Origin of the sequence: Mesorhizobium sp. M1423 (assembly GCF_040317575.1) — a bacterium.
Lineage (GTDB): Bacteria > Pseudomonadota > Alphaproteobacteria > Rhizobiales > Rhizobiaceae > Mesorhizobium.
In genome coordinates, this window is sequence record NZ_JAMYKU010000017.1 from 133,644 (window position 1) to 151,423 (window position 17,780).

A 17,780-nucleotide genomic window follows, 5' to 3' on the forward strand; every position below is an offset into this window, starting at 1 on the left:
ACGGTGTGCGGATAAGCCGGGAAGCGGAAATGCCTGCGTTTTACTTAGGGCGCGGGTGGAATGACAACAAAAAAAACGCAATGAACTAAGGATCTACCGTTGCTTTTACTAAACGGAATGCTTGGCGGCGCGTCCGCCGGAACAGCTGGGCTCGGCTTCAATGCGGCTGCGGCTCGAACCGTTGAACACCTTGTGGCGTCAGCTGCGACACCGTTTCAAGGGAGGGCCCTGATGGGCATTCCCGTGGACAAAACTCACCTTCGATGGCGCGGTCACCGTTAAGCTCGCTCGACAATAATGTCTGGGCGAGGACTTCCAAATCTCCGCTACTTTGAAATCCGTTCGCGGTGCCCAACTGCGAGTATGCGATATGTCGCGCGCCTGGCGATGCGCGGCAGTGGAATTCCCTGTTTTCAACGCCAAAAAGGATCACTGAATGGCTCTTTCCGCACCCGCAGGCTTTGCCTCTAGCGACCTCGTTTTCGAGGAAAACTTCTCCGGTACGGCGCTCGACAGCGACTGGAATACCTACATCACGAGCAATGCCGCCAACGGCTGGCCGTGGAACGACAATGGATCAGGAGGAAGCGGGCCGGGCGGGGCGTATAATGCCGACTACGATATGCCGAGCCAGGTGTCCGTGACCAACGGGCTGTTGAATCTCACGGCGGACAAACAGACCGTCAGTGGCATAAATCAGGGGACGGCACAGACATACCCGATGGCGTCCGGTGTGGTCAGCAGCTATGGCAACTTCGAATTCAATGGCGGCTACCTTCAGATCAGCATGAAGGCGCCGAGCGGCGATGGCGCATGGCCAGCCCTTTGGCTGCTGCCCGGCAATGGCGCAGGCGGCAGCGGCGATAATTTTGAGATCGATATGCAGGAGGGTGGATTCACCGGTTCGGGGCCGGCAAACCAGGCGTTCTCCTATCACCTTCACACGCCGTCAGGGACGTTCGGCGGCGTCGTCGACACCGGCATCGATCTCACGGCCGGCTTTCACACATACGGCATCAACTGGGATCCCGGTCAATCGATCACCTGGTATCTCGACGGGAAACAGATGGCGCAAGTGACCAGCGCGCAGGCGCCGATCCCGAATGAACCGATGGAACTGATCATGAACAACGGGGTCGCGAATTCCAACGCGGCCGGATGGCACACGGCTCTCGATAGCTCGACCCCGTCGTCGATGCAGATGCAGGTCGATGGGGTTCAGCTCTATCAGCAGGCAGGCAGCGGCGACACCGTCACTGGTGCGAACGTCACTCCCCCAACCACTGGCTCGATCGGGACCGAGACTGGGTCCGGGACCGGGACTGTCCCTCCTTCCGGCGACACCAGCGATGGCACCTTGTACGGCACCAGCGGCCCCGATGTATTCCACGGAACCAGCGGCCACACGATGATCGGCTATGGCGGCAACGACACCTACTATGTCGATAATGCCAGCGAGAAGGTGGTTGAAGCGGTGGGCGGCGGCAACGACAGTGTGCTCGCTTCGGTGAGCTATGCGCTTTCGGCCGGCTCGGAGATCGAGCATCTCGCCACCAACAACCCGTCCGGCACGAAGGCGATCAGCCTCACCGGTAACGAGTTCGCCCAGACCATCCAGGGCAATGCCGGCAACAATGTCATCAACGGCGGGCTCGGCGCCGACGTCTTGACCGGTTACGGAGGCCACGATGCCTTCTCGTTCAATACTGCTCTTGGAGCCGGCAATGTCGATAAGATCACCGACTTCCAGCGCTCCCAGGACACGTTCCATCTCAGCGATACCGTTTTTGCCGGGCTTCAGGCGGGAGGGCTTCCATTCAAAGCTTTCTATGCTGGTACAGCCGCGCATGACAGTTCCGATCATATCATCTACGACAGTGCAACCGGGGCGCTCTCTTTCGACAGCGACGGGGCCGGCGGCGCATCTCAAATACAGTTCGCCACCCTTTCCCCACATCTCTCGCTCACCGCAGCCTCATTCTATGTGACCTGAAGGACCTACGCGGGGGAATAACAATCCCGAGAGGGGCTGCCGGGACCAAACAATGACTGGATAAACAGCACCTCGAAGCCATGATCCCGAGCGAAAAACGGGAGCCGGTTTTCGGAGAAGATCATGCTCAAACAAAAGAGATGGAGTTCCATCCCGATGCCACCGGCATGGAACAGGCACTAGTTGTGAGCTTTCTGTAGGCTGTCCATTCGGACCGAACGGAGGAGACTGGAGTTACCAACCTTCAGCACTCACCGGAGGGTCCGAATGAACATCCACAAGAATACCTGTCTGACGCCGTGGCGGCGAGAGGAACTGGTCTTTCGGTCATCGAGGGACGTCTCTCCCAAGCCCTTGCGGCGCGGCCTATGGTGTGTCGGCCAAGATCGTGGCGCGTTGGGTGGAGCAGTTCAAGGGGCTCGCGAGACAGGCCTCGCGCTCCACATTGGATCCTATCGGCGGAGCACATGTGGAGCAACATCGAACAACCCTGGTCTGCCACATCACGCAAACCTGGCGTGGACGGCCCCTTGTCGACCGCATAGGCGTGGTCGAGCTGATCGCAGTCACGGGCCTGAAGCTGGGAGCGCGATCGATGCCGCGACCGACGAAAGGTATCAAGTGAGCGATGCCGAGATGGAGGCGCTCGCCATCTAAGGCGACGCATTCATCCGGAATGGAACTACACCATCCGCCCGAGATCAGTGGCAAATCGGAGCAGTTGACGGGTCCTAGCCCGAGCTCCCTCCCCTGCGCAATGAAGACCAATGCTTGCAGCTGACGCCGATTTGGGAAACTATTGACCCCGCGAGGCCTCTCACGCGGTTGATGTGGTTCAGGCTGCCGCAGCTGAATTCGTGGCGATCTCTAAAACAGACCTCGTTCTGCTGGGAAATACAAGTGCTGACGTCGCGGCGCTCATTCCTGAAGCTCTTTGGCGCCATGTCGCTCGCGGCATTCGGGCTGGTGAGTTATGCCGTCGCGATTGAACCTCGGTTTCGACTCCGTGTCACTCGCTACAACCTCCTACCGCCGCGCTGGCCGACGGCTGCCAAGCCTCTGCGCATCGTCGTGATCGCTGACATCCATGCCTGCGAGCCCTGGATGTCGGTTTCCAGGATCGACGAGATCGTCGGTGTTTCGAATAGCCTGCAGCCCGACATCATCCTTCTCCTCGGCGACTATGTGATGGGCGTGCGGCCGCGCTATGCCACCGGGATGGTGCCCGACACTGTTTGGGGCAATTCACTTTCGAAACTTACCGCGCCACTTGGCTGCCACGCCATTCTCGGCAACCACGACTGGTGGCACGGTGTCGACAGCGTCCGCGCAGCCCTCGTCGACAATGGAATTCCGGTCCTCGAGAACACCGCCACGCTTATCCGGCAGCCGGATGGCTCAGCGTTCTGGCTCGCGGGTCTTGGCGACCAGTGGGCCATGCAGTTTTCTCGCGGCGTGTACAAGGGGGTCGACGATCTGCCTGGAACAATGGCCGCAATACCCGACGACGGCAATCCGATTTTGCTCCTTGCGCATGAACCGGACATTTTCACTACTGTTCCTGACCGTGTCAGCCTGACATTATGCGGCCATACACATGGTGGGCAAGTGCGCTTGCCATTCATCGGCCCCCCCATCATCAATTCAGCCTACGGACAGCGCTTCGCCTACGGGCATATCGTCGAAGGTGGGCGGCACATGATCGTATCCGGGGGTTTGGGCGTATCGTGGCTGCCGGTGCGCTTCGGCGTGTCGCCGGAGATCATGGTCGTCGATATCGGCCCGAAAATGAGCTCTCGTCCTGTCGACGAATGACATCTGCTATTCCAGCGAGACCTGCCGTCCGCAGTTGAACGCCGAGTTCCGCGTGAGATTATCGACCTTCGCGAGGTACTCGCAGTTTCCATCGCTCCAAAGAGAACGCGGCGCAGTCCATCATCCTTTCTCCGGACAGACGGAGTTCCGCTAAACCCTGTCGATTTCCACTTGAATGCCATTGAGAAGGCGAGCCAGGCGTCCGAAACGCCTTTCGTCGACATTCTCGCGGAACGGGAACTTGAATGCTTGAATGCGGTCAGCGGCATCTGGCAGCCCACCCTTGTCGTCAGCGCCTGAGCAGGAAGCACCTCCAGAATACAAAACCCGACGCTTGGGCGAGAGATCCTTTCGGCCATCGGCAGGCATGCTCCTATTGAATGAGGGGGGCGAACCAGGGCGTTGGGGCTAACCCCCATTCCCGAAGGGGCCTGCGCCCGGCAGCGTGCTAGGATTGTTGCCCGCAATTGCGGAGCAGAAACCGTGACCCTGAACATAGTCGGCCAAGCCAGACCAAACACATTCGAATTCGAAACCTCGGCGTTGATCAAGCCGTCCGGATTTCGCGAATATGATGCACGCTGGTGGTTCGGCCATCCCGGCTCGAACGAGCCGCCGGAACTCAATCTGATCGGCGTCCAGGCGCTCGGCATGGGGCTCGGCACGCTGATCCGGCGCCTGGGTGCGGGACCTGATATCGTCACCGGTCACGATTTCCGCTCCTATTCGCTTGCCATCAAGCTGGCGCTGGTTTCCGGGCTGATGGCCGCCGGCGCGCGGGTCAAGGATGTCGGGCTGGCCTTGTCGCCGATGGCCTATTTCGCCCAATTCGCGCTCGACACGCCGTCCGTCGCCATGGTCACCGCCTCGCACAACGAGAATGGCTGGACCGGCGTCAAGATGGGCGCGGCGCGCCCGCTGACCTTTGGTCCGGAGGAGATGAGCGCGCTGAAGGCGATCGTGCTGTCAGGCGATTTCGACCTTGTCGGTGGCGGCTCCTATGACTTCGTTGCGGATTTCCGCAAAACCTACCTCGACGATCTGACAGCGGGAAAGCGTATCTCGAGGAAGCTCAAGGTGGTGGCCGCCTGCGGCAACGGCACCGCCGGGGCTTTCGCTCCCGAGGCACTGGAAAGGATCGGCTGCGAGGTGATCCCGCTCGACGTCGCGCTCGATCATACGTTTCCGAATTACAATCCCAACCCCGAAGACATGAAGATGCTGCACGCCATTCGCGACAAGGTGCTGGAAACCGGCGCCGATGTCGGGCTCGGCTTCGACGGCGACGGCGACCGCTGCGGCGTGGTCGACAATGAAGGCAACGAGATCTTCGCCGACAAGGTCGGGGTCATGCTCGCGCGCGACATCTCACACCTCTATCCCGGCTCGACTTTCGTCGTCGATGTCAAGTCGACCGGATTGTTCATGACTGACAAGGTGTTGCGGGAAAATGGCGCGGTCACCGACTATTGGAAAACCGGTCATTCCTATATCAAACGGCGCGTCGCCGAACTCGGCGCCGTCGCCGGTTTTGAGAAATCGGGCCACTTCTTCTTCAATCCTCCGATCGGCCGCGGCTATGACGATGGCCTGGTCACGGCCATCGCCATCTGCCAGATGCTGGATCGCAGCCCGCAGTCCAGCATGGCAGACCTCTACCGCGATCTGCCGCTGACGTTCGGCACGCCGACCATGTCGCCACACTGCGCCGACGAGGTGAAATACGACGTGGTCGCGAAAGTTGTCGGGGAATTCACCAAAATGAAAGCGGACGGGATCGAGTTCGCTGGCCAGCCGCCGGCCAATCTCATTACCGTGAATGGGGTGCGTGTCGTTGCCCAAGCCGGCACGTGTCAGGGCCTCGTCGAACAAGGCGGAAATTGTTCTCGTCGTGGAAAGCCCTGTCTCGCCGGAACGACGTCGCGAGATGTTCGAGGCTGTCGATGACGTGCTGCGTCGCAATCCAGAGGTCGGAGCCTACAACCAGACATTTTGAGAGGACTGGCCCATGCCGGAGCGGATCGTAAGTTTTGTCATGAGCGGCGGCGTCGGGTCACGGCTGTGGCCGCTCTCGCGCGAAGACAATCCCAAGCAATTCCACGACCTTTCGGGCGACGGCTCCATGCTTGCGAAGACTGTCCGACGCCTCAAGGCGCGGTCGGACGGCGAGACGCCGATCTATGTGGTAGCCTCCGAACGGCATGCCGACCGCGTTATCTCGGACATCGGTCCGCTCGGCCTGAACGGCGGCAGCCCGATTTTCGAACCCGTCGGCCGCAATACCGCCGCTGCGGTGGCCATAGCCACCTTGCACACGATCTCCAAATATGGCGGCGAGGCGCTTGTGCTCGTGGTCCCTTCCGACCATCAGATATCCACCGAAACGCAATTCTGGGAAACCGTCGAGGCGGGCATGCCTGCCGCCGATTCAGGCAGCATTGTCGTATTCGGCATCAAGCCGACGCATCCCGAAACCGGCTACGGTTACATCGAGGTTGGGGCAACTGGTGACGGAGTGGCCGCCGTTTTGCACTTTGTCGAAAAGCCCAATGCCGAGACGGCCCGCAAATATGTGGCTTCGGGAAGATTCTACTGGAACGCCGGCATCTTCCTGTTTCGTGCCGACACGATGCGGAAGGCATTTCTCGAGTTCCGGCCGGACATCTGGGACACCGCGGAACGGGCCTATAAGGCTGCACGGACCGACGTCTTGGGCATCTACCTGCCCCAGAGCTTCTATTCGGCTGTCCCGTCGACGTCGATCGACTACGCAGTCATGGAGCATGCACGCGGTATTGCGATGGTTACGGCTTCTTTCCGCTGGAACGACCTTGGATCGTGGCAATCGCTTCTCGAAGCCAGCCCGACGGACTGCGACGGCAATGTCGTAATGGGCGACGTTGTCGCCATGGATTGCGGCAACTCCTATCTCAGAAGCCACGGCAGACTGCTGACAGTCATTGGAATGAAGCATGTGGCGGTGGTGACGACACCGGACGCGGTATTCGTCGCTCCTGTCAGCCACAGCCAGAACGTGAAGAAAGTCGTCGAACAACTGGAGAAGAGCGGACGCCTTGAAACGAAGTTCACGGGGTCGGACGACCGGGTCATCATCAGCGGGTCATGGCGCAAGCGGGTCGAGCACTGGCTCTTCAACGAAACCTTGCCGCTGTGGTCCACTGCAGGTGTCGACGATGCGTATGGCGGCTTCCACGAGGCGCTCGGTTTCGATGCAAGGCCGTTGGGCAAACCCAAGCGCATGCGGACGATGGCTCGCCAGATTTACGCCTTCGCGGTGGCCAAAGAACGCGGCTGGGCTGGACCGGCCGACAAGCTCATCGACCACGGCATCGAGTTCATCGCCAGACACGGCCGCACCGATCGCGGTGGCTGGGTGCGCATCCTCAATTGCGACGGCAGCGTGGCTGACCCGACGGAGGACGCCTACGACCATTCCTGCGTGCTCCTGGCGCTTGCCCATGCTCACCGATGCGGCCATCAGGATGCCATGCAGCTGGCACAAGAGACGTTCCATTTCATCGACACCCATCTCGAGGACGTCAGCTTGAACGGCTTCCTCGAGACCCCCGGCTGGAAGGGGGTGCGGTTCTCGAACCCGCACATGCACATGCTGGAATCCTTCCTTGCCTGGCATGGCGTCACCGGCGAGCGTGCATATCTCCGTCGGGCGGCACGCGTCGTCGATCTCTTCCGGTGCCATTTCTTCGACCAGGAGAGCTGGACGCTTGGGGAACATTTCGACGTCGATTGGTTACCGTTGCCGGGAGACGAGGGACAGTGGACCGAACCAGGGCACCATTTCGAATGGGCTTCGCTCCTCGTCGAGTTCGCGCAGGCAAGCGGGCAGAAAGACTTGGCAGCCTACGCCAGGAAGCTCTACTCGTCGGCGATCGCCAGCGGATTGAACCGGGCCACGGGCCTGGCTTATGCAGCCGTGTCGCGGCAGGGAATTCCCTTCGACCGGCTCTCCCGCAGCTGGCCGCAATGCGAAGCCGTCAAGGCGGCCGTCGCCCTCGACGGCATCGGCGGGCCTGATCTGAAACCTGAGATCGAAGCTCGTGTCGCCCGCCTCTTCAAATGGCATATCGATCCCGCACCGCTTGGGTTGTGGATCGACAGGATTGACGAGCGCGGAAGGTCACTGGCAACGGAGGTCCCCGCGAGCATTTTCTACCACCTCGTGACGGCCTTGATGCAGTATTTGGACAAGACCGGAGGGCAGGTCGAACCTTTCCCGCTGCCAGCTTTGGATACGAGCAAGAGCGTTGCGATGCAGGGTTACGGCTGACCCAACTGTCCGCGTAGCTCCGTGTTGGTCAAACGATCAATAACGAAACTAGTACAAGATAGGGAGGAATACCCCATGAAAGTGACAATCCTGGGAAACTATCCGCCCCATGCCTATAAGGGATTGATACAAGGCTCAGACCGAGAAGCTGCAATCAAGGCGATTTTGGAAAGCGTTGGTGGCAAGGTGTCCGGTATGATGTTTACTCGCGGCGCGTATGATATTGTCGTCAATGCTGAGGTTCCGGACCAGGCCGATGGGATGGAGCTAGCACTGGCGGTGCGGGCAAGCGGCTGGGTAAACGACCTCGTTGTCCTCGAAGAACTCGACATGAAGGCGGTGCTCGCAGCTGCCAAAAGGCTGCCGGCGTTTACAAGCTCGCCGGCTGATGGGACTGGCTGTACATTGAAGGCAGCAGGGTTCCGATTGAACGCGCCGTGCTGCCAAGTCTCAAGGAAAGACAAGGCGGGGTCTCGGAAAGCCGAAGCAGGCGCCGCATTGGTTCTGCTTCGATACCGCGCCGACAGCGAACGCGCCCGGCTCAGGGGGTCAGAATCGGAGGTCATGCCGAGTTAATTTTGGAATGTACACCCTAGAAGGTGCGCCCGACGGATCGGCGAGGTCCGGTTTTGTAGAGGTTTCTTGTCCAGGCGCTTCTTTATCTAATCGGAGCGCGACAAGGCAACCGAGATCACATTGTCAGTATCTGTTTCAGGTAGCTCGAACAGCATTGGCAAAAATTGGCGGCTCGGGCGGCGTTCTCATGATCACCGTTCCTAAGCGAGCTCAGACTTTACGACTTTCCAGGATACCTATGGTCCTGACGCAGCGGGTGGAGCTAGCCGTCACTTCCCTACACCCTGTGCGCCGCCACCAATCTCGCGTAGAAGGGTCCTGACCGAACCCGGCCCTGCGACGCGAGAACTCCATGCGAATAGTGTTGCCTGTCCTGTTTCTCGGCGCCGCCCTCGCCAGCCTGTCGTCCGCCCGGGCAGCGGCCGGCGATTGCGGCGATGCCGCCGCCCTGGTGCAGCAGGCCTATCCCAAGGCCCGAAAGAGCGCCGACGGCGCCTCGTTCACGCTTGTACCCCATACGAGCATCGCCTCAACGCTCCCGGAGAGCGATGCGCCATTCGGCCTGGCCTGCAAGATCTGGCCGGCTCATGACGACCTGCTTTTGGTCGCGGTACCGCTGATCGACAGCGCTAACAGCGACCACCTGCATGTCGGCGACATCGAGCTACTGGTCGTCGATAGAAAGAGCCTGCGGGTGCGCCAGCGCCTGCTCCAGCCTGGACTGATGACCGATGATGCCATCGCGATCCGTAAGGTGGAATTCGACACCGGCCGCTATGCACTGGCCCCTGAGGTCACCGCCTTCGGCCTGCGCATCGAAATGGCAAACCATTCGCAGGCTACTCCCTTCACTGAAACCGACCTGCGGCTCTATGCCGTCGCCAGCGATGCGCTGCGCTTGGTGCTCGACGGCCTCGTGGTGACCGGCCATGGCGGCGAAGGCGATGCCAGTTGCGCCGGATCGTTTCATTCCAGCCAGGTCAGCCTGGCGATGAGCCCGGCGAGCCATCACGGCTATCATGACATCATTGCGGTCGAGCGGACGGACACCGACAATCCCTCCCCCGACAAGGATGGCGAGTGCCAGTCCCATCCCGGCAAGCCTGTGAAGCGGACCTACCGGCTGCGCTATGACGGCAGCCGCTATTCGGTTCCCGCGGCACTCAGGGTGATGGGGTTGTGACGCGGCCGCACACGTCCCTGCCTTGGTTCGTCAATGTGATCAATTCCAGTTGAATGGGTATCGACCATTAATTCTCTCGTGGTAGGAGGCGCTCAAGGGGGCTCTTCCCAAAGAAGCTGATGATTTGTGGTGGTCAAGATTCAAAAGCGGTTTTGCCGGAACGTGGGACGACAGACTGGACGGGCTATTCTCCGCAAAGGTCGACTACGCCGGGAAATCCATTCTCGATGTTGGCTGCAATATGGGTGTTGTCGCCTATGAGATATCCAAGCTGAAACCCAGCTCGATCCACGGGATCGACATTGCCAAGCCGCACATCCAGACTGCAAAAATGTTATTGAGCGGCTCCCCGGTGCATGCCCGGTTCGATCGCCTGAATCTTGGCAGCCGGCGCCTTGGCAATATCCTTCTACCGCAATACGATATCGTCGTGCTGCTGGCCGTCTATCAGCACATGCAGCGCAACATCGGCCCAGGCAAGGCGCGAAGGGTGCTTTCCAATATTGTGAGGCGCACCTCAAACGTTGTTGCCCGCGTTCATCGAAACGCTGTCCGACGAGGGATTCCAAGTTAAGAGCACTCACACATCCCCTCTTGGTAGTCATGTGCTCGTTCTTGAGAAACCTGCCTTCGGAAATCCGCAGCCATGATGACACATTCCTTGTGGTAGTCTGCCCACCAACATCCATGTGCCAGCAGCGGGCGCAGACCAGCTGCCTGCCTGCAGCTCGGCCCGGGGAGCGCTGATTCGCCGGCAGAAAGCATCTTGCGGATGGACTTCGCGCCAATACCGATGACATTGAGGGTTGCGGCTACGGTGTTGTCTGCTAGTGCCTTGACGGCCAGGATGCGCCCGTTGGCATAAGTGGCGAAAGAAGAATTTGGCCGCCACGGCGAGAGCATTGGCCGTCCCGCCTGCGGTCAGCGCGCCGCCACTATCGAAATTCAGCCAGGTGCGCCATCATCTCGCGGCGCCATCCCAGCGCTCATGGCTCATGGCGCCGAACGGGTGAACAGGGTTCGGAATCGCTCCTGCGCACGCCGCAGTCCTTCATCTGTCAGAACCACTGACTTCGCCTTGTTTGCTGGATTCGCGATCAGCCCCTTCTGGTGCAAGCGATCCAGAGCGCTCCAATCGAATCCCTTCCAGACGCGCCTCTCTTCATGCAGCGTCAGCCAAAGCAGGCCCAGAACGGCTTCGTCGATCTTGTCGGTGTCGATCTCCATGCAAGCAGTCTAACACGCGAAAGGGCCTCTGCCACGATCCACACCGGATAGTTACTCCCTGCCACGAGCGTTCGGCTGAAAATAAGTGCTTCAACTCAGGCGTCGCGTGCGCGACGGCGTCACTCGCGCGGGCGACGAGCCGGGGAACGGGGTTCACCGTCGTGCTAAGCGGCCGTGGCAGCCTTGCCGCTGGCAATGAAATGCGGATTGGCGAAATCCTCGTCGTCGCTCTGGTTGCGCTTACCGCAGGCGAGCGGCGCGCTATCCAGCGTGCGCGTCATGCCGCCGGCAGCGCGCAGCACCGCGTCACCCGCCGCGGTGTCCCATTCCATAGTGCGGCCGAAACGCGGATACGTTTGGCGGGACACTTTCTTTTCCGACGCGCTCTCCGGCCGCAGAAGTCTCAACCTTGCCAGAGGTGAATTTTGAGCCCTGAGCGGTTATCGCGGAGCGCATTCCGGGCCACAACAGACTTTGCGACATTCCCTCACTGATTCACTGCCCGTCTAGCGCCAGAATGCGAAATCTGCTGTGAGGGTCGGGCTTAGCAACAACCGCTCAAGGTCGGTCCGACGTTGCAGGGCTGACGTGTTCTCATCGAGCCAAGACTGACTCTGGTACCGTGCCGGGAATGAGCTATAGTTCAGATACTGTGACGGCCGGGGGCTTGCACAATGGCTGGACTGGGTGAACAGATTGCGCGTCAGCAGCGCACCATGGGACCGCTCCTGGTGACGGCAGTGGTCATCGGCCTTGTCGGTCTGCCCGTCGCAGCCTGGCTCGACCTCCGAGACCTATCGGAACGGATGCTGCGCAGGCAAGCCAGCGAAATCAGCCGGATCATCGACGAAATGCGCGGATTCTACGGCAGCGACGTCGTGGGACGCGTGCTGCAAGCTAACGGCGCCGTGACCGCGACGCACAACTATCGGGACGTGCCAGGTGCGATCCCTATTCCAGCAACCCTCTCGATCGAACTCGGCAAGCGCATCAGCGCTCATGACGGGTCGGTCAAATATCGGTTCGTCTCGGATCTGCCTTTCAAAGGTCGCGCGCCCCACCAGCTCGATGTTTTCGAGCGGAATGCAATCTTGGCTTTGCGCGCCAACCCGAAGGAGCCGATCATCGAAGTCTCGGGCTCACTGTTTGACCGGCAGGTCCGCGCCGCGGCCCCTGTCATAATGGGACAAGTGTGCGTGACCTGCCATAACTCACACCCGGACAGCCCCAAGACGGACTGGAAGGTAGGGGATGTCCGAGGGATCCAGGAGATATCAGTCAATCAGCCTATTGCTGCGAACGTGCTGACCTTCAAGTATCTGCTCCTATATTTCGGTTTCGCGGCGGCGGCGGGCCTGACGTTCATTCTCCTGCAGCGTCGGCAGTCCGCGTTGATTCAGGGCATCAACAAGGAGCTCTCCGAGGCAAACGACTTCCTGGCCGCGATTTCATTGAAGATCGCCAAATACCTTTCGCCTCAAATCTACAAAAGCATCTTCAGCGGCCAGAAGGACGTCACCATCGCAACCGAGCGCAAGAAGCTCACGATCTTTTTCTCCGACGTCAAGGATTTCACCGCGATCGTGGAACGGCTCCAGCCCGAGGACTTGACGCTTCTCCTCAACGAGTACTTCACCGAGATGTCGACGATCGCGCTCAAACACGGCGGCACCGTCGACAAGTTCATCGGCGACGCGCTTCTTGTGTTCTTCGGAGACCCCGAGACGCAAGGCGTCGAGGAAGACGCGAGAGCCTGCTTGCGCATGGCTGTCGACATGCAGCGTCGGCTGGAGCAGTTGAACAGGGTGTGGCATGACCGCGGAGTTGAACGGCCCTTCCGAGCTCGCATGGGCATCAACACGGGCTATTGCAATGTTGGGAACTTCGGTTCCGATGATCGGATGGACTACACGATCATTGGAGCCGAAGCGAACTTGGCGGCCCGTCTGCAGTCGATTGCCGAGCCCGGCGGCATCTGCCTCAGCTATGAGACTTACGCGCTTGTGCGCGACCTTGTCCGGGCGCGTCCGTTAGCACCGATTGCCATGAAGGGGATCAGCCGGGAGGTTATCCCCTACGAAGTCGAGGGCCTCCTGGGTGAACTCGCCCAGCGCCCTCAGGTCATCAGCGAGCACGCGACAGGCCTCGACTTGTTCCTCGATGTTGAGGCAATCGACGAGAACGGGGTCGAGCGGGCGAAGAAACGACTTTCGGAGGCGCTCCTGGCCTTATCCGTCCGAAGCAAGCCCGCCACATTTTAGGTTCTTGAAAGTGATGCAATCTGGACCGTGGACCGTGAATGGGCAACCTACTTTTTTGTTCCGTGACAGTCGGCTAAACCGTCGTACTAACGGGGAGCGGGACAAGCCGGTAAGCCACGCTCGCGCTCTGCATTGCGAGACTGTGGCACTCACGCAGCTTGTGGCGAAATGCCTTGTCGGCGGGCCTGCCGTGATCAGGCTTGCCCCGGGCTCGCAGATCACGGCAGAACGTGACGCCGATCTCCACCAGGGACGGTCTAGCCTGTTCGCGCTCAAGCCCATGCTTGAGCGCGGCATGGACGGCCTCTGTCAGACCAGTCCTCTTAAGCGCGGCGACCCGGCGGGCCAGCGCGTCGGTCTCGGGGTTCTTGATGTGGAATGCCATCACTCGCTCGTATAGCCGTTCAAGTGTATCGGTATAGAGCAATTTGGATACACCGTGTGAAGGCTTCGCCAGCATCGACCGGACACGAAGCTAATCGGCCACGCCGACGGCTGGATGGGGCGTACCGTTGTGTTTACAGACCTCGAGCAGTATCTGAGGTCGCTTCCATAAGTCACTTGTAACACTCGCACTTTTGTGCGGTCTGGAAACTCCGCAGTCATCGCCTAGCCAGGCCCAGCAGCCTTGCCGCTGGCGATAAAATGCGGATTGGCGAAATCCTCGTCATCGCTCTGGTTGCGCTTGCCGTAGGCGAGCGGCTCGCCGTCCAGCGTGCGCGTCATGCCGCCGGCTGCGCGCAGCACCGCGTCACCCGCCGCGGTGTCCCATTCCATGGTGCGGCCGAAGCGCGGATAGACATCCGCTTCGGCGCCGGCGACGAGACAGAATTTCAGCGACGAGCCGACCGAAACGATCTCGGCAGCGCCCAGCGCGCGGATATACGCCTCGGTCTCCGGCGTGTTGTGGGATCGGCTGGCGACGACGGTCAGCGGCACCATACCGGCCCTCGCCGAAATCGGCTGGCGATCGACGATCTCATAGTCGTCATTGATCTCGATCGCTTCCGCTTTGCCCGGCCGGCCGGACAAGAAGCGGCCGGTGCAGGGTGCGAAAACGACGCCGATCTCCGGCACGCCATGGCGAACCAGCGCGATGTTGACGGTGAAATCGGTGCGGCGGTTGACGAATTCCTTGGTGCCGTCGAGCGGATCGATCAGGAAGAAGGCATCGCCGAGATCCGGCGCCATGATGCCGGCAGAAGCTTCTTCCTCGGCCACGCATGGAATCTCCGGAAATGCGGCGCGCAGCCCGGCAAGGATGATCTTTTCGCTCTCGCGATCCGCCTCCGTCACCGGCGAACTGTCCGACTTGCTGTCGACCGCGCAGCCGGCATGAAACACGCGCATCACCTCGCGCCCCGCCGCCAAGGCAAGGCGCTCGAAGACGGCGAGCATCGCTTCGTCGTCAGATGCCGCCGCCGCTATCATATTGGTCTTCGGCAATGTCACGCTCGATCAGCCAGTGTTCCAGGGCCTCCACCATCTCCTCGGCTGATCGGCCGAGTGTCTTGAGGTGGATTTCGGGTTTTTCCGGCCCCTCATATGGTGAATCGACGCCGGTGAAATTCTTGATCTCGCCATTCAATGCCCGCGCATAAAGACCCTTCGGATCGCGCCTGGCGCATTCCTCGAAGGGGGTGTCGACAAACACCTCGACGAATTCGCCGTCGGCCATCAATTCGCGCGCCATGCGCCGCTCGGCGCTGAACGGCGAAATGAACGACACGATGACGATCAGCCCGGCGTCGGCCATCAGACGCGCCACTTCCGCGACGCGGCGAATGTTTTCGACACGATCGGCGTCGGTGAAGCCGAGATCGCGGTTGAGGCCGTGACGGACGTTGTCGCCATCCAGAATGTAGGTATGGCGCCCGGTGGCGAAGAGCTTCTTTTCAAAGAGGTTGGCGATGGTCGACTTGCCCGAGCCCGAAAGCCCGGTGAACCAGAACACCGCCGGCCGCTGGTTCTTCATATCGGCGCGGGCGCGCTTGCCGACATCAAGCGACTGCCAGTGGATGTTTTCGGCGCGGCGCAGCGTGTGCAGGATCATGCCGGCGCCGACCGTGGCATTGGTGATGCGGTCGATCAGGATGAAGGCGCCTGTGGTGCGGTTTTCGGCAAACGGATCGAAGGCGATCGGCGACCGCGTCGAGATGTTGCAGATGCCGACTTCGTTCATTTCAAGCGACTTGGCCGCCTCATGGGCAAAGTCGTTGACGTTGACCCGGTATTTCAGGTCGGTGACGGTGGCGCTGGTCTGGTCGGTCTCGGTGCGCAGGATGTAGGAGCGGCCGGGCAGCAATGCATGTTCGTCGAACCACACGATGTTGGCGGCGAACTGGTCGGCGACCTGCGGCCGCGCTGCCGGCGACACCAGCATATTGCCGCGCGAGACCTCGACCTCGTCGTCGAGGACGAGGGTGATGGCCTGGCCGGCGACAGCCTGCTGAAGGTCGCCGCCATGCGAAACGATGCGCCTGACACGGGAGGACTTGCCCGATTTCGCGACGACAACCTCGTCGCCGGGCGCAACCGAGCCGGAGGCGATAGTGCCGGCGAAACCGCGAAAATCGAGATTGGGACGGTTCACATATTGGACAGGAAACCGGAATGGCAATTCGACCGCGGCCTCGTCGACCGAGACAGTTTCGAGATGTTCGATCAGAGTCGGGCCGGAATACCAGTCCGTCCTATCGGAACGGCCAGTAACGTTGTCGCCGTAGCGGGCCGACATCGGAATGGGCACGATCGTCTGGAAGCCGAGTTCACGTGAGAACTGCCCGTAATCCGCGACGATCCGTTTAAAGACCGCCTCGTCGAAGCCGACAAGATCGATCTTGTTGACGGCGAGCACGATGTGGCGAATGCCCAGAAGTGAGGCAATGATCGAATGCCGCCTTGTCTGGCGCAGTACGCCCTGGCGGGCATCGATCAGCACGATGGCGAGATCGGCGGTCGATGCACCTGTCGCCATGTTGCGGGTATACTGTTCGTGGCCGGGCGTGTCGGCGACGATGAACTTGCGCTTTGGCGTAGCGAAGAAGCGATAGGCGACGTCGATGGTAATGCCTTGCTCGCGCTCTGCCTCGAGCCCGTCGACCAGCAGCGCGAAGTCGACGTCGTCGCCAGTGGTGCCGTGCTTGCGCGAATCGCGCTCGAGCGTGGCCAGCTGATCCTCGAAAATCTGCTTGGTATCGGAAAGCAGACGCCCGATCAGCGTCGACTTGCCGTCGTCGACCGAGCCGCAGGTCAGGAAGCGCAGCAGAGACTTTCGTTCCTGCGCCGCCAGATAGTCGCGGACGCCGTCGGTCGGGGCAAGGCTCTTGGCCATGATGTGGCGCATACTCAGAAATACCCCTCGCGCTTCTTCTTTTCCATCGAGCCAGCTTCATCACGGTCGATCAGGCGACCTTGCCGCTCGGAAGTGCGCGCCGTGAGCATTTCGCCGACTATCGCCTCCAGAGTATCGGCTTCCGAATCGATCGCGCCGGTCAGCGGATAGCACCCGAGCGTGCGGAACCGCACCATCCGGTTCTCAACCGCCTCGCCGGGCCGCAGCTGCATGCGCTCGTCATCCCTCAGGATGAGCATGCCGTCGCGCTCGACGACCGGCCGCTCCTTGGCCAAATACAGCGGCACGATCGGAATGTCTTCCTGGAGAATGTATTGCCAGATGTCGAGCTCGGTCCAGTTCGACAGCGGAAACACCCTGATCGATTCGCCGGCAGCAATACGTGTATTGAAAATCTTCCACATCTCCGGCCGCTGGTTCTTCGGATCCCAGACGTGCTGGGCATTGCGGAACGAAAAGATGCGCTCCTTGGCCCGCGACTTCTCCTCGTCACGACGGGCGCCCCCGAAGGCTGCGTCAAATCCGTATTTGTCGAGCGCCTGCCGCAGCGCCACCGTCTTCATCACATGCGTATGGGTGTTGGAGCCGTGGTCGAACGGATTGATGTTGTCGCGCACGCCGTCTTCATTGACATGCACCAGGAGGTCGAAGCCGAGCTTTTGCTGCATCTGGTCGCGAAAGGCGATCATCTCGCGGAACTTCCAGGTCGTGTCTACGTGGAGAAAGGGAAAGGGCGGCTTAGCCGGATAAAACGCCTTCATCGCCAGGTGCATGAGAACGGACGAATCCTTGCCGACCGAATAGAGCATGACCGGCTTGGCAAAGGCCGCGGCCACCTCGCGAAAAATATGGATGGATTCGGCCTCAAGCCGCTGAAGGTGCGTAAGTGCGATGTTCATGGGACTGTGAGCGTTCTTTCGTACCGATCCACGGAAGGGCCTGCATCGGAGGCGACATTCAGCCGCCCGATTCAAACAGCACTTCCGGACAATCTATTCTCGTGCGGGCGTTCTAGCAGATCGTTCCGGTCCAGAACAATGCAAGACAGGCCTGCGGCGGAA

General features: G+C 60.5%; 12 protein-coding genes and 3 pseudogenes. 9 read left to right on the plus strand and 6 right to left on the minus strand.

The features are described 5' to 3' along the window. Positions 1 to 436: 436 nt before the first annotated feature. From NKG95_RS21405 to NKG95_RS21440, 8 genes and pseudogenes are all read left to right on the plus strand, one after another. Positions 437 to 1,993 (plus strand): family 16 glycosylhydrolase, encoded by a 1,557-nt coding sequence (locus NKG95_RS21405; RefSeq protein WP_353042401.1) that lies wholly within the window; start codon positions 437 to 439, stop codon positions 1,991 to 1,993. A gap of 267 nt (positions 1,994 to 2,260) precedes the next feature. After that, positions 2,261 to 2,408, plus strand: a pseudogene (locus NKG95_RS21410) (IS481 family transposase); the annotation flags it as partial. Between the two features lie 488 nt (positions 2,409 to 2,896). Then, the gene (locus tag NKG95_RS21415; RefSeq protein WP_353042420.1) at positions 2,897 to 3,808 is read left to right on the plus strand and encodes a metallophosphoesterase; all 912 of its coding nucleotides are present in this window, start codon (positions 2,897 to 2,899) and stop codon (positions 3,806 to 3,808) included. Positions 3,809 to 4,291: 483 nt separating this feature from the next. Then, a pseudogene (locus NKG95_RS21420) lies at positions 4,292 to 5,804 on the plus strand (phosphomannomutase/phosphoglucomutase). A 12-nt stretch (positions 5,805 to 5,816) separates the two neighbouring features. Continuing rightward, entirely contained in the window at positions 5,817 to 8,117 is a 2,301-nt protein-coding gene (locus tag NKG95_RS21425; RefSeq protein WP_353042403.1) for a mannose-1-phosphate guanylyltransferase/mannose-6-phosphate isomerase, read from the plus strand. Positions 8,118 to 8,192: 75 nt separating this feature from the next. Beyond that, positions 8,193 to 8,693 (plus strand): GYD domain-containing protein, encoded by a 501-nt coding sequence (locus NKG95_RS21430; RefSeq protein WP_353042405.1) that lies wholly within the window; start codon positions 8,193 to 8,195, stop codon positions 8,691 to 8,693. Between the two features lie 352 nt (positions 8,694 to 9,045). Next, the gene (locus NKG95_RS21435) at positions 9,046 to 9,876 is read left to right on the plus strand and encodes a PA3715 family protein (protein ID WP_352549080.1); all 831 of its coding nucleotides are present in this window, start codon (positions 9,046 to 9,048) and stop codon (positions 9,874 to 9,876) included. A gap of 124 nt (positions 9,877 to 10,000) precedes the next feature. After that, positions 10,001 to 10,450, plus strand: a complete 450-nt coding sequence (locus tag NKG95_RS21440; RefSeq protein ID WP_353042407.1) for a class I SAM-dependent methyltransferase — start codon at positions 10,001 to 10,003, stop codon at positions 10,448 to 10,450. A 419-nt stretch (positions 10,451 to 10,869) separates the two neighbouring features. On the opposite strand, the gene NKG95_RS21445 is transcribed toward NKG95_RS21440, so the two are convergent. Continuing rightward, complete coding sequence (locus NKG95_RS21445; RefSeq protein WP_352496292.1) at positions 10,870 to 11,103, minus strand: DUF6429 family protein; 234 nt, start codon at positions 11,101 to 11,103, stop codon at positions 10,870 to 10,872. A gap of 164 nt (positions 11,104 to 11,267) precedes the next feature. After that, positions 11,268 to 11,456 (minus strand): annotated as a pseudogene (locus NKG95_RS21450) (inositol monophosphatase family protein); the annotation flags it as partial. Positions 11,457 to 11,777: 321 nt separating this feature from the next. Between NKG95_RS21450 and NKG95_RS21455 the strand changes: the two are divergent. Beyond that, positions 11,778 to 13,364 carry an adenylate/guanylate cyclase domain-containing protein gene (locus NKG95_RS21455; protein WP_353042408.1) on the plus strand — a complete coding sequence of 529 codons (1,587 nt, stop codon included), beginning with the start codon at positions 11,778 to 11,780 and terminating at the stop codon, positions 13,362 to 13,364. Positions 13,365 to 13,437: 73 nt separating this feature from the next. Here the strand turns inward: NKG95_RS21455 and NKG95_RS21460 are convergent, their stop codons facing one another. The 4 genes from NKG95_RS21460 to cysD form a co-directional block, all read right to left on the minus strand. Then, a complete protein-coding gene (locus tag NKG95_RS21460) occupies positions 13,438 to 13,749 on the minus strand; it encodes a type II toxin-antitoxin system VapB family antitoxin (protein ID WP_353042410.1) in 312 nt (103 codons plus the stop codon). A 224-nt stretch (positions 13,750 to 13,973) separates the two neighbouring features. Then, the gene (gene cysQ, locus NKG95_RS21465; RefSeq protein ID WP_353042421.1) at positions 13,974 to 14,762 is read right to left on the minus strand and encodes a 3'(2'),5'-bisphosphate nucleotidase CysQ; all 789 of its coding nucleotides are present in this window, start codon (positions 14,760 to 14,762) and stop codon (positions 13,974 to 13,976) included. A gap of 10 nt (positions 14,763 to 14,772) precedes the next feature. Continuing rightward, positions 14,773 to 16,710 carry a sulfate adenylyltransferase subunit CysN gene (cysN, locus tag NKG95_RS21470; protein ID WP_353042411.1) on the minus strand — a complete coding sequence of 646 codons (1,938 nt, stop codon included), beginning with the start codon at positions 16,708 to 16,710 and terminating at the stop codon, positions 14,773 to 14,775. Positions 16,711 to 16,712: 2 nt separating this feature from the next. Next, complete coding sequence (gene cysD, locus NKG95_RS21475) at positions 16,713 to 17,618, minus strand: sulfate adenylyltransferase subunit CysD (protein ID WP_352812693.1); 906 nt, start codon at positions 17,616 to 17,618, stop codon at positions 16,713 to 16,715. Positions 17,619 to 17,780 lie beyond the last annotated feature (162 nt).

Coding starts and splice junctions, on each gene's coding strand:
- NKG95_RS21405 (WP_353042401.1), top strand. CDS start 437: ATGGCTCTTTCCGCACCCGCAGGCTTTGCCTCTAGCGACCTCGTTTTC.
- NKG95_RS21425 (WP_353042403.1), top strand. CDS start 5,817: ATGCCGGAGCGGATCGTAAGTTTTGTCATGAGCGGCGGCGTCGGGTCA.
- NKG95_RS21430 (WP_353042405.1), top strand. CDS start 8,193: ATGAAAGTGACAATCCTGGGAAACTATCCGCCCCATGCCTATAAGGGA.
- NKG95_RS21435 (WP_352549080.1), top strand. CDS start 9,046: ATGCGAATAGTGTTGCCTGTCCTGTTTCTCGGCGCCGCCCTCGCCAGC.
- NKG95_RS21445 (WP_352496292.1), bottom strand. CDS start 11,103: ATGGAGATCGACACCGACAAGATCGACGAAGCCGTTCTGGGCCTGCTT.
- NKG95_RS21455 (WP_353042408.1), top strand. CDS start 11,778: ATGGCTGGACTGGGTGAACAGATTGCGCGTCAGCAGCGCACCATGGGA.
- NKG95_RS21460 (WP_353042410.1), bottom strand. CDS start 13,749: ATGGCATTCCACATCAAGAACCCCGAGACCGACGCGCTGGCCCGCCGG.
- cysQ (WP_353042421.1), bottom strand. CDS start 14,762: ATGCTCGCCGTCTTCGAGCGCCTTGCCTTGGCGGCGGGGCGCGAGGTG.
- cysN (WP_353042411.1), bottom strand. CDS start 16,710: ATGCGCCACATCATGGCCAAGAGCCTTGCCCCGACCGACGGCGTCCGC.
- cysD (WP_352812693.1), bottom strand. CDS start 17,618: ATGAACATCGCACTTACGCACCTTCAGCGGCTTGAGGCCGAATCCATC.